The sequence below is a fragment of the Streptomyces sp. NPDC041200 genome (assembly GCF_055591805.1).
On sequence record NZ_JBVIZF010000010.1, the window covers coordinates 83,294 to 95,595 of the forward strand.

8 protein-coding genes are annotated in these 12,302 nt (G+C 66.8%); all 8 read right to left on the reverse strand.

What is annotated here, in order from left to right:
• Window positions 1-13: 13 nt before the first annotated feature.
• The 8 genes from rpsG to rplA all read right to left on the reverse strand — a co-directional run bounded on the left by rpsG (window position 14) and on the right by rplA (window position 12,278).
• Window positions 14-484, reverse strand: a complete 471-nt coding sequence (gene rpsG, locus ACZ6CL_RS22885) for a 30S ribosomal protein S7 (protein WP_014178748.1) — start codon at window positions 482-484, stop codon at window positions 14-16.
• 2 nt (window positions 485-486) lie between these two features.
• Entirely contained in the window at window positions 487-858 is a 372-nt protein-coding gene (gene rpsL / locus ACZ6CL_RS22890) for a 30S ribosomal protein S12 (protein ID WP_014054153.1), read from the reverse strand.
• 318 nt (window positions 859-1,176) lie between these two features.
• Window positions 1,177-5,076 (reverse strand): DNA-directed RNA polymerase subunit beta', encoded by a 3,900-nt coding sequence (locus tag ACZ6CL_RS22895; RefSeq protein WP_468938104.1) that lies wholly within the window; start codon window positions 5,074-5,076, stop codon window positions 1,177-1,179.
• A 99-nt stretch (window positions 5,077-5,175) separates the two neighbouring features.
• Window positions 5,176-8,658 (reverse strand): DNA-directed RNA polymerase subunit beta, encoded by a 3,483-nt coding sequence (rpoB, locus tag ACZ6CL_RS22900; protein WP_468938107.1) that lies wholly within the window; start codon window positions 8,656-8,658, stop codon window positions 5,176-5,178.
• A gap of 561 nt (window positions 8,659-9,219) precedes the next feature.
• On the reverse strand, window positions 9,220-9,609 hold the full coding sequence (gene rplL, locus ACZ6CL_RS22905) for a 50S ribosomal protein L7/L12 (protein WP_385440598.1): 390 nt from the start codon (window positions 9,607-9,609) through the stop codon (window positions 9,220-9,222).
• Between the two features lie 84 nt (window positions 9,610-9,693).
• Window positions 9,694-10,257: a 50S ribosomal protein L10 gene (rplJ, locus tag ACZ6CL_RS22910; protein ID WP_468938108.1), complete on the reverse strand. Its 564-nt coding sequence runs from the start codon at window positions 10,255-10,257 to the stop codon at window positions 9,694-9,696.
• A 274-nt stretch (window positions 10,258-10,531) separates the two neighbouring features.
• A complete protein-coding gene (locus tag ACZ6CL_RS22915) occupies window positions 10,532-11,413 on the reverse strand; it encodes an SCO4651 family lipoprotein (RefSeq protein WP_468938397.1) in 882 nt (293 codons plus the stop codon).
• A gap of 145 nt (window positions 11,414-11,558) precedes the next feature.
• Window positions 11,559-12,278 (reverse strand): 50S ribosomal protein L1, encoded by a 720-nt coding sequence (rplA, locus tag ACZ6CL_RS22920; RefSeq protein ID WP_385440604.1) that lies wholly within the window; start codon window positions 12,276-12,278, stop codon window positions 11,559-11,561.
• Window positions 12,279-12,302: the final 24 nt, after the last annotated feature.

Here is a 12,302-nt window from a genome sequence, read left to right on the forward strand (position 1 = left end):
ATGGGGGTAGCGACTACCAGCGGTAGTGCGCGAAGGCCTTGTTGGACTCGGCCATCTTGTGGGTGTCCTCGCGACGCTTGACGGAGGCGCCGAGACCGTTGCTGGCGTCCAGCAGCTCGTTCATCAGGCGCTCGGTCATGGTCTTCTCGCGACGGGCGCGGGAGTAACCCACGAGCCAGCGCAGCGCGAGGGTGGAGGAGCGGCCAGGACGAACCTCGACCGGCACCTGGTAGGTGGCGCCACCGACACGACGGGAGCGGACCTCGAGGGTCGGCTTCACGTTCTCCAGCGCGCGCTTGAGCGTGATGACCGGGTCGTTGCCGGACTTCTCACGCAGGCCCTCCATGGCGCCGTAGACAATGCGCTCGGCGGTGGAGCGCTTGCCGTTCAGCAGGACCTTGTTGATGAGGGAAGTCACCAGAGGAGAGTTGTAAACCGGGTCGATGATGACCGGGCGCTTCGGGGCGGGACCCTTACGAGGCATTCTTACTTCTCCTTCTTGGCGCCGTAGCGGCTGCGAGCCTGCTTGCGGTTCTTGACGCCCTGCGTGTCGAGGGAGCCGCGGATGATCTTGTAGCGAACACCCGGCAGGTCCTTCACTCGACCGCCGCGCACGAGCACGATGGAGTGCTCCTGCAGGTTGTGACCCTCACCCGGGACGTAGGCGGTGACCTCGATCCCACTGCTCAGCCGGACACGCGCGACCTTGCGGAGCGCCGAGTTCGGCTTCTTCGGCGTCGTGGTGAACACGCGAGTGCACGTGCCACGACGCTGCGGCGACCCCGCCAGTGCGGGAGTCTTGTTCTTCTCGACCTTGTCCTGGCGGCCCTTGCGGACCAGCTGCTGGATCGTAGGCACCGTTTCTCCGGTTTCTGTGTGCCGATCTCGATAAAGCTAACCTGGGGTTTCTCCGACCCACGCGGTCGGGTGTGTCGCACACCGCAGCCCCCTGCGAAAGTCAGGAGAGTGCGAATTGTTGGTGTCGACACCTCGGCCCCCCGGCAGCGCTGAGCGCATACGGGAGCCCAGGGACACCCCAGGCACAAGGTCAGAGCGTACCTACCGCATCCGCTCCGGTCAAAACAAATGCACACGCGCTGGACACACCAACCCGGAGCATAGCCGCAGGGCGGCCACCCCGCCATGGGGTGACCGCCCTGCGAACAGATGACGCTCTTACTGGTTGTACGGACCGTAGTCGTAGTCCTCCAGCGGAACGGCCTGGCCGGAGCCGGTGCCGAAGGGCGAGTAGTCGATGTCGTCGTAGCCGACGGCCGAGTACATCGCGGCCTTCGCCTCCTCGGTCGGCTCGACCCGGATGTTGCGGTAGCGGGACAGGCCCGTACCGGCCGGGATGAGCTTACCGATGATGACGTTCTCCTTGAGGCCGATCAGGGAGTCCGACTTGGCGTTGATCGCCGCGTCGGTGAGCACCCGGGTCGTCTCCTGGAAGGACGCCGCCGACAGCCAGGACTCGGTCGCCAGCGAGGCCTTGGTGATACCCATCAGCTGCGGACGGCCGGAGGCCGGGTGGCCGCCTTCCTGCACCACACGACGGTTCTCACCCTCGAAGCGCGTGCGCTCCACCAGCTCGCCCGGCAGCAGCTCCGCGTCGCCGGACTCGATGATCGTGACCCGGCGCAGCATCTGCCGGATGATGATCTCGATGTGCTTGTCGTGGATCGACACACCCTGCGAGTTGTAGACCTTCTGGACCTCGCCGACCAGGTGCACCTGGACGGCGCGCTGACCGAGGATGCGCAGCACGTCGTGCGGGTTGGTGGCACCCACGGTCAGCGCCTGGCCGACCTCGACGTGGTCGCCCTCGCCCACCAGCAGACGGGCCCGCTTGGAGACGCCGTAGGCGGTCTCGTCGGAGCCGTCGTCCGGGGTGACGACGAGCTTCTTGGTCTTCTCGGTCTCCTCGATCCGGACGCGGCCGGCCGCCTCCGAGATCGGCGCGACGCCCTTGGGCGTACGGGCCTCGAAGAGCTCGACGACACGCGGCAGACCCTGGGTGATGTCGTCACCGGCCACACCACCGGTGTGGAAGGTACGCATCGTCAGCTGGGTGCCGGGCTCACCGATGGACTGGGCGGCGATGATGCCGACGGCCTCGCCGATGTCCACCAGCTTGCCGGTCGCCAGCGAGCGGCCGTAGCACATGGCGCAGGTGCCGACGGCGGACTCGCAGGTGAGCACCGAGCGGGTCTTGACCGTCCCGACGCCGTGCCGGACCAGCTCGTCGATGAGCACGTCGCCCAGGTCGGTGCCGGCCGGGGCCAGGACCTTCCCGTCCACGACGATGTCCTCGGCGAGGCAGCGCGCGTACACGCTGGTCTCGACGTCCTCGGTCTTGCGCAGCACACCGTCCGCGCCCGTGGTCGCGATCGCCAGCTTGAGGCCGCGCTCGGTGCCGCAGTCCTCCTCGCGGATGATCACGTCCTGCGAGACGTCCACCAGACGACGGGTCAGGTAACCCGAGTCGGCGGTACGCAGGGCGGTGTCCGCGAGACCCTTACGGGCACCGTGGGTGGAGATGAAGTACTCCAGCACGGAGAGACCCTCACGGAACGACGCCTTAATGGGCCGCGGGATGGTCTCGTTCTTCGCGTTGGACACCAGACCACGCATACCGGCGATCTGACGCATCTGCATCATGTTTCCGCGCGCGCCCGAGTCGACCATCATGAAGATCGGGTTGGTCTTCGGGAAGTTCGCGTTCATCGCCTCGGAGACCTCGTTGGTCGCCTTGGTCCAGATCGCGATCAGTTCCTGGGTGCGCTCGTCCTTGGTGATCAGACCGCGCTCGTACTGCTTCTGGACCTTCTCGTCCTGCGCCTCGTAGCCCGTGATGATGGCCTTCTTGGCCTCGGGCACGACGATGTCGGAGATGGCCACGGTGACACCGGAGCGGGTGGCCCAGTGGAAACCGGCCGCCTTCAGGTTGTCCAGGGTCGCCGCGACGATGACCTTGGGGTAGCGCTCGGCGAGGTCGTTGACGATCTCGGAGAGCTGCTTCTTGCCCACCGAGTAGTCGACGAACGGGTAGTCCTCGGGCAGCAGCTCGTTGAAGAGCGCGCGGCCCAGCGTGGTGCGCAGCCGGAAGCTGTCACCCTGCTGCCAGGCGGGCTCGCCCTCTTCGGGAGCCGGCGGGGTCCAGCCGCGGGGCGGGACCGTGCCGATCGGGAAGCGGATGTCGATCTTCGCCTGGAGCGACAGCTCCCGGGCGTCGAACGCCATGATCGCCTCGGCGCTGGAGCCGAAGGACCGGCCCTCGCCGATGACCTTGCGCTCCTCCTCGTCGGTGGTGAGGAAGAACAGACCCAGCACCATGTCCTGGGTCGGCATGGTCACCGGCCGGCCGTCGGCCGGCTTGAGGATGTTGTTCGAGGACAGCATCAGGATGCGGGCCTCGGCCTGGGCCTCCGCGGACAGCGGCAGGTGCACGGCCATCTGGTCACCGTCGAAGTCCGCGTTGAACGCGGTGCAGACGAGCGGGTGAATCTGAATGGCCTTGCCCTCGACCAGCTGCGGCTCGAAGGCCTGGATGCCGAGGCGGTGCAGGGTCGGCGCACGGTTCAGCAGCACCGGGTGCTCGGCGATGACCTCTTCGAGCACGTCGTACACGACCGTGCGGCCGCGCTCGACCATGCGCTTGGCCGACTTGATGTTCTGCGCGTGGTTGAGGTCCACCAGGCGCTTCATCACGAACGGCTTGAAGAGCTCCAGCGCCATGGCCTTGGGAAGACCGCACTGGTGCAGCTTGAGCTGCGGGCCGACGACGATGACCGAACGGGCCGAGTAGTCGACGCGCTTACCGAGCAGGTTCTGACGGAACCGGCCCTGCTTACCCTTCAGCATGTCGCTGAGGGACTTCAGCGGACGGTTACCGGGCCCGGTCACCGGGCGGCCGCGGCGGCCGTTGTCGAACAGCGCGTCGACGGCCTCCTGCAGCATCCGCTTCTCGTTGTTCACGATGATCTCGGGCGCACCGAGGTCAAGGAGACGCTTGAGGCGGTTGTTCCGGTTGATCACACGGCGGTACAGGTCGTTCAGGTCGGAGGTCGCGAAGCGGCCACCGTCCAGCTGCACCATCGGACGCAGGTCCGGCGGGATCACCGGGATGCAGTCCAGCACCATGCCGTTGGGGCTGTTGCGGGTCTGCAGGAAGGCGGAGACGACCTTGAGGCGCTTGAGCGCACGGGTCTTCTTCTGGCCCTTGCCGGTCCGGATGATCTCGCGGAGCTTCTCGGCCTCCTCGTCGAGGTCGAAGGACTCCAGGCGCTTCTGCAGGGCAGCGGCGCCCATGCCGCCCATGAAGTACGTGCCGAAGCGGTCACGCAGCTCACGGTAGAGCAGCTCGTCGCCCTCCAGGTCCTGGACCTTGAGGCTCTTGAAGCGGTTCCACACCTCGTCGAGACGGTCGATCTCGCGCTGGGCGCGGTCGCGCAGCTGCTTCATCTCGCGCTCGGCGCCCTCGCGCACCTTGCGGCGCACGTCGGCCTTGGCGCCCTCGGCCTCCAGGTCGGCGAGGTCCGCCTCGAGCTTCTTGGCGCGGGCCTCCAGGTCGGCGTCGCGGCGCTGCTCGATCTGCTGGCGCTCGACGGAGACGTGGGCCTCCAGCGAGGGCAGGTCGCGCGTGCGGCGCTCCTCGTCGACCCACGTGATCATGTAGGCGGCGAAGTAGATGACCTTTTCGAGGTCCTTCGGGGCGAGGTCGAGCAGGTAACCCAGACGGCTCGGGACGCCCTTGAAGTACCAGATGTGGGTGACGGGAGCGGCCAGCTCGATGTGGCCCATCCGCTCACGGCGCACCTTGGCGCGGGTGACCTCGACGCCACAGCGCTCACAGATGATGCCCTTGAAGCGGACGCGCTTGTACTTGCCGCAGTAGCACTCCCAGTCCCGGGTCGGACCGAAGATCTTCTCGCAGAAGAGTCCGTCCTTTTCGGGCTTCAGGGTGCGGTAGTTGATGGTCTCCGGCTTCTTGACCTCGCCGTGGGACCACTGACGGATGTCGTCAGCAGTGGCGAGGCCGATCCGCAGCTCGTCGAAGAAGTTGACGTCGAGCACTTGTCGTCAATCCCTCTTTCAGGGTCGTGTCTTCGGGTCTGACTGGGGGTCCGGGGAGAGGCCGGGGCGGGTGCGTACGTGCCGCCCCGGCCAGACCCGTCAGACCTCTTCGACGCTGCTCGGCTCGCGCCGCGACAGGTCGATGCCGAGCTCCTCCGCAGCGCGGAAGACGTCCTCGTCGGTGTCGCGCATCTCGATGGACATGCCGTCGCTGGACAGCACCTCCACGTTGAGGCACAGGGACTGCATCTCCTTGATGAGCACCTTGAAGGACTCGGGGATGCCGGGCTCGGGGATGTTCTCGCCCTTGACGATGGCCTCGTAGACCTTCACGCGGCCGGTGACGTCGTCGGACTTGATGGTCAGCAGCTCCTGGAGGGCGTACGCGGCGCCATAAGCCTCCAGCGCCCACACCTCCATCTCTCCGAAGCGCTGGCCACCGAACTGAGCCTTACCGCCCAGCGGCTGCTGGGTGATCATCGAGTACGGGCCGGTGGACCGGGCGTGCAGCTTGTCGTCCACCAGGTGGTGCAGCTTGAGGATGTACATGAAGCCGACCGAGATCGGGTCCGGGAACGGCTCGCCGGAGCGGCCGTCGAAGAGCCGGGCCTTACCGGACGACTGGACCAGGCGGTCCCCGTCGCGGTTCGGGATCGTCGACTCGAAGAGACCGGCGATCTCGTCCTCACGGGCACCGTCGAAGACCGGGGTCGCGACGTTGGTGCCGGGCTGGACCTCGTCGGCGCCGATCGCCTGCAGCCGCTGCATCCACTCCTCGGAGCCCTCGACCTTCCAGCCGCGGGAGGCCAGCCAGCCGAGGTGGATCTCCAGGACCTGTCCCGGGTTCATTCGGGACGGGACACCCAGCGGGTTGAGGATGATGTCGACCGGGGTGCCGTCCTCCAGGAACGGCATGTCCTCGACCGGCAGGATCTTCGAGATGACGCCCTTGTTGCCGTGGCGGCCGGCGAGCTTGTCACCGTCGGTGATCTTGCGCTTCTGCGCCACGTAGACGCGGACCAGCTGGTTCACGCCGGGGGGCAGCTCGTCGCCCTCTTCGCGGTCGAAGACGCGGACGCCGATGACCTTGCCGATCTCGCCGTGCGGCACCTTCAGCGAGGTGTCACGGACCTCACGGGCCTTCTCGCCGAAGATCGCGCGCAGCAGGCGCTCCTCCGGGGTCAGCTCGGTCTCACCCTTCGGGGTGACCTTGCCGACCAGGATGTCCCCGGCCACGACCTCGGCGCCGATGCGGATGATGCCGCGCTCGTCGAGGTCGGCCAGGACCTCCTCGGAGACGTTCGGGATGTCCCGGGTGATCTCCTCGGGGCCGAGCTTGGTGTCCCGGGCGTCGACCTCGTGCTCCTCGATGTGGATCGAGGAGAGGACGTCGTCCTGCACCAGCCGCTGGCTGAGGATGATCGCGTCCTCGTAGTTGTGGCCCTCCCACGGCATGAACGCGACGAGCAGGTTCTTGCCGAGCGCCATCTCGCCGTCCTCGGTGGACGGGCCGTCGGCCAGGACCTGGCCGGTGATGACGCGGGCGCCCTCATCGACGACGACCTTCTGGTTGAAGGAGGTGCCCTGGTTGGAGCGGGAGAACTTGGCGATCCGGTACGTGGTGTAGGTGCCGTCGTCGTTGGCCACCGTCACGTAGTCGGCGGAGACCTCCTGGACGACACCGTCCTTGTCGGCCTTGATGACGTCACCGGCGTCGACCGCGCAGCGGTACTCCATGCCGGTGCCGACCAGCGGGGACTCCGCCTTGATCAGCGGCACGGCCTGACGCATCATGTTCGAGCCCATGAGCGCGCGGTTGGCGTCGTCGTGCTCGAGGAAGGGGATCATGGCGGTCGCGACCGACACCATCTGGCGCGGCGAGACGTCCATGTAGTCGACCTCGGAGCCGGGCACGTAGTCGACCTCGCCGCCACGGCGGCGGACCAGGACGCGGTTCTCGGCGTACGTGTTGTCCTCGGCCAGCGGCGCGTTCGCCTGGGCGATGACGAAGCGGTCTTCCTCATCGGCGGTGAGGAAGTCCACCTTGTCGGTGACGACACCCTCGTGGACCTTGCGGTACGGGGTCTCGACGAAGCCGAAGGCGTTGACCCGGCCGTAGGAGGCGAGCGAGCCGATCAGACCAATGTTCGGTCCTTCCGGCGTCTCAATGGGGCACATGCGGCCGTAGTGCGAGGGGTGCACGTCACGGACCTCGAACCCGGCCCGCTCACGGCTCAGACCACCCGGGCCCAGCGCCGACAGACGGCGCTTGTGGGTCAGGCCCGACAGCGGGTTGGTCTGGTCCATGAACTGCGACAGCTGGCTGGTGCCGAAGAACTCCTTGATGGAGGCGACGACCGGCCGGATGTTGATCAGGGTCTGCGGCGTGATCGCCTCGACGTCCTGGGTGGTCATCCGCTCGCGGACGACGCGCTCCATACGGGCGAGACCGGTGCGGACCTGGTTCTGGATCAGCTCGCCGACGTTCCGCAGGCGGCGGTTGCCGAAGTGGTCGATGTCGTCGGTCTCGACGACGATCATGTCGCCGGCCTCGCCGACCGTCTCGGTCTCCCCGGCGTGCAGCTTGACCAGGTACTTGATGGTCGCGATGACGTCGTCGGTGGTCAGCACGCCGGCGTCGAGGGGGGCGTCCGCGCCGAGCTTCTTGTTGACCTTGTAGCGGCCGACCTTGGCGAGGTCGTAGCGCTTCGGGTTGAAGTACAGGTTCTCCAGCAGCGTCTGCGCGGCCTCACGCGTCGGCGGCTCGCCCGGGCGCAGCTTGCGGTAGATGTCGAGCAGCGCGTCGTCCTGGCCCTGGGTGTGGTCCTTCTCCAGGGTGGCGCGCATGGACTCGTACTCGCCGAACTCCTCGAGGATCTGCTCGGTGGTCCAGCCGAGCGCCTTGAGCAGGACGGTGACGGACTGCTTGCGCTTGCGGTCGATGCGGACGCCGACCATGTCGCGCTTGTCGATCTCCATCTCCAGCCAGGCACCCCGGGACGGGATGATCTTGGCCGAGAAGATGTCCTTGTCGGACGTCTTGTCGATGGAGGAGTCGAAGTACACACCCGGCGAGCGGACCAGCTGCGAGACGACGACACGCTCGGTGCCGTTGATGCAGAAGGTGCCCTTCGGCGTCATGAGCGGGAAGTCGCCCATGAAGACCGTCTGGGACTTGATCTCGCCGGTCTCGTTGTTGGTGAACTCGGCGGTGACGAAGAGCGGCGCGGCGAACGTGAAGTCGCGCTCCTTGCACTCGTCGATCGAGTTCTTCGGCGGCTCGAAGCGGTGATCACGGAAGGTCAGGGACATCGACCCGGAGAAGTCCTCGATCGGGGAGATCTCCTCGAAGATCTCTTCCAGACCGGACTTGGTGGGGACGTCCTGACCGCTGTCCAGCGCAGCCTCGACGCGAGCCTTCCAGGCGGCATTGCCGAGCAGCCAATCGAAGCTCTCGGTCTGCAGTGCAAGGAGGTTCGGAACCTCGAGAGGCTCCTTGATCTTCGCAAAGGAGATGCGCAGCGGGGCGGTGCTGGCGCCATTGTTCGTATTGGCAGTCGAGGCGTTGCGCGAGGCGGCCAAGAGGGGGTCCTTCCGAGGGCTCGGACTCACTACGCGCGTACCGGTCCCACCGCGAACCCATGGATGAAATCCCCTGTCAGGGCGGTTTCATCGGCAGTGCTCAAAGGTGGGTATGCCCCTGGTGACGGGCAGGGAGCAGCTAACAGGCAGCGCAAAGGGTCAGTGTAGCCACTTGGCACACTGATGTCCAGCGCCGAGTTTCTGAGACCGGCAGCGCCAATCTCTCCCTCCGGTGAGGGGGCACGCCCCTCGTTGTCCTTCACCCGCCTGATCGGCAGCCCGCGCTTCGCCAGCGCATATCGATACTGCCCGCTTCGCCGACGATCCATGCCTCGGACTTACGGATCGGTGTGACGTCGCGTCCCGAGAATTGCGCGCTGCGTGCCGTTCGTCAAGGCCCCCCACTCCGCCGAGATCGTCACAGGGCGTGGCGACGGGCAACGAAGATCACCATACCTGCCGGAACCGGAAAGTCAGCGTAGCCGTCACAAGAACACCGAAGGGCGACCACCCCAACGGGTGATCGCCCTCACGGCACAGCGGGTCATCCGACCCGTGAGATCACTTGACCTCGACGGAGGCGCCGGCGCCCTTGAGGGACTCGGCGGCCTTCTCCGCGGCCTCCTTGCTGACCTTCTCGAGGACCGGCTTCGGGGTGCCGTCGACGAGGTCCTTGGCCTCCTTCAGGCCCAGAGAGGTCAGCTCACGCACGACCTTAATGACCTGGATCTTCTTGTCGCCGGCGCCGGTGAGCACGACGTCGAACTCGTCCTGCTCCTCCTCGGCCTCGGCGGCGGCCGGGGCACCCGGGGCACCGGCGGCGACGACGGCGGCCGGGGCGGCGGCGGTGACGTCGAACTTCTCCTCGAAGGCCTTCACGAACTCGGAGAGCTCGATGAGGGTCATCTCCTCGAACTGCGCGAGCAGGTCGTCCTGGGTGAGCTTCGCCATGATGGCGGTCCTTCCACTAGTTCGGCAGGTGCCGGATGAAAATGGTGGCGGGCTTCTTCCGGGCCCGCTGCGACCGGGGCCGAGTTACTCGGCGGCCTCGGCCTCGGCGGGAGCCGGCTCGCCGGCACCGCCCTGCTCGTCAACCTTGGCCCGAAGCGCCTCCGCGGTGCGGATGAACTTCGAGAGCGGGGCCTGGAAGAGCGCGGCAGCCTGAGACTGCTTGGCCTTCATGGCGCCCGCCAGCTTGGAGAGCAGCACCTCGCGGGACTCGAGGTCCGCGAGCTTCTTGATCTCGTCGGCGGACAACGCCTTGCCGTCAAGGACACCGCCCTTGATGACGAGAGCGGGGTTGTCCTTGGCGAAGTCACGGAGACCCTTCGCCGCCTCGACCGGGTCACCGGTCACGAAGGCGACGGCCGACGAACCTGTGAACAGGTCGTCGATCTGGTTGATCCCGGCCTCGTTGGCCGCGATCTTGGTCAGCGTGTTCTTCACCACACGGTACTGGGCGTTCTCACCGAGCGAACGGCGCAGCTCCTTGAGCTGCGCGACGGTGAGACCGGTGTACGCGGTCACAACGGCGCCGTTCGAGGTGCTGAACTTCTCCCGCATCTCGTCGACGGCGTCGACCTTGTCGGGACTCGCCATGAGCCTCGGCCTCCTTCCGGGTGATGAGGACCGCAACGGCCTGAAGGAAGGAGGCTGAACAACACGAAAACGCCCCGGCGCAGGCGCACGGGGCGTGACTCGACCGCACGGACCAACGGCCCGTTCGGGAGTTCTCACCACAGTCACCTGCGCGGGTCGTCCGCAGCTAGCGGATCCTTCAGCCGCCGTCTCCCCTTGCGGAGACACAGCGACAACCAGCGGTCTTTGGCTTCTGCAGCAGATTACGCGAACGGGCCTCGGCCGGGCAAATCAGCTACTGCTGCGTCCCCTGCAGCTCCTGGAAGTCCACGGTCTCCGAGGCCGCCGGCTCCTCGACCGTGACCTTGGTGCCGTAGTCCGAGTAGAAGACCGTCGAGTCGTAGACGCCGTTCTTGCTCTTGGCCTGCTCACGCTTCTTGACCAGCAGGTTCTTGCTGTCGATCCACAGATCGATGGTCTCGGTCTTCATGCCGGACTGCTCCATCTGCCGCTGCAGGGCGTCCAGGTCCGACTGGCTCAGGTCCTTGGACTGCATCTTGGCCAGCTCGGAGACCTCGACCGTGCCGGTGTAGTGCGTGGCCTCGGCGCCCTTGACGCTCTCCGAGCCGACCTTCTTCACCTTGCCCGAGGCCATCAGCAGCTGCACCGAGCGCGACGGGTTGTTGTTCTGCATCTGGTCCTTGAGGAAGGCCCCGGAGGCGCCCGTCTGCTTGGCGAAGGCGTCGTAGTCGTACTTGATCCAGCTCTTGCCGCTGGTGGCCTGCGGCGGGAAGCTCTGGCCCAGGTTCACGAACATCGCGTCCGGCGTGTAGCGGGCCTTCATGGGCGCCGCGCCGCCCCCGGGAGTGGAGGAGCTGGCGCCGCCCTTCTGGGTGAGGACCATGGTGGCGCGCATGCCGTCGGACCAGTCCATCGAGCCGTTCATGTCCATGTTCATGGGACCGTTCTGGGTGCTGCCCTCGACCTTGGCCGAGTGCTGCTGGTCCGTACGCTGCGAGGCGAGCTTCAGCGCCGCCAGCGGACTGCCCACCGACTGGCCGCCGTTGCCGCCCTTGTCGCCCGCCTTGTCGTCACTGGACTTGCTGTCGCTCCCGCACGCGGTGAGCCCGGCCATCAGAACAACGCCACAGGCCGCGATCACGCATCGCACGCCCATATGAGTACCGCGCACGGTTCCCCCTGATTTTTCTTTTACGACTGTCGGTTCATGACCCTACCGAGGGGGTCACCGACGTCAACGCGCCGGGCCCCCGCACCTTTCACGAGGTGCGGGGGCCCGGCGGTTCCAGTCAGGGGGAGGCTCAGACGGCCTCTTCCTCGACCAGCAGGTTGCGCGTGCGGTTGGCGTCCAGCGGGATGCCGGGGCCCATCGTCGTGCTCAGGCTCGCCTTCTTGATGTAGCGGCCCTTCGCGGCGGACGGCTTGAGACGGTTGATCTCCTCGAGCGCCGCGGCGTAGTTCTCCACCAGCTGCGCCTCACCGAACGACACCTTGCCGATGATGAAGTGCAGGTTGGAGTGCTTGTCGACGCGGAACTCGATCTTGCCGCCCTTGATGTCCGTGACGGCCTTGGCCACGTCCGGGGTGACGGTGCCGGTCTTCGGGTTCGGCATCAGACCACGCGGACCGAGCACCCGGCCGAGGCGGCCGACCTTGCCCATGAGGTCCGGGGTGGCGACGACGGCGTCGAAGTCCAGGCGACCCTTGGACACCTCGTCGATCAGCTCGTCGGAGCCGACGATGTCGGCGCCCGCGGCCTCCGCGGCCGCAGCACGGTCACCGGTCGCGAAGACCAGGACCCGGGCGGTCTTACCGGTGCCGTGCGGCAGGTTCACGGTGCCGCGGACCATCTGGTCGGCCTTGCGCGGGTCGACGCCCAGGCGCATGGCGACCTCGACGGTCGCGTCGAACTTGCTCGGGGAGGTGTCCTTGGCGAGACGGACGGCCTCGAGCGGGGCGTACACGCGCTCCCGGTCGATCTTGGCGTCCGCAGCGCGGAGGGACTTGCTGCGCTTGCTCAACTCTGCTCCTGAGATATGAGTTCG

Bases quoted from the DNA above. Each gene is read 5' to 3' on its own strand.
- ACZ6CL_RS22915 (WP_468938397.1), bottom strand. From the start codon at position 11,413: ATGGGCGTGCGATGCGTGATCGCGGCCTGTGGCGTTGTTCTGATGGCC.
- rplL (WP_385440598.1), bottom strand. From the start codon at position 9,609: ATGGCGAAGCTCACCCAGGACGACCTGCTCGCGCAGTTCGAGGAGATG.
- rpsG (WP_014178748.1), bottom strand. From the start codon at position 484: ATGCCTCGTAAGGGTCCCGCCCCGAAGCGCCCGGTCATCATCGACCCG.
- rplJ (WP_468938108.1), bottom strand. From the start codon at position 10,257: ATGGCGAGTCCCGACAAGGTCGACGCCGTCGACGAGATGCGGGAGAAG.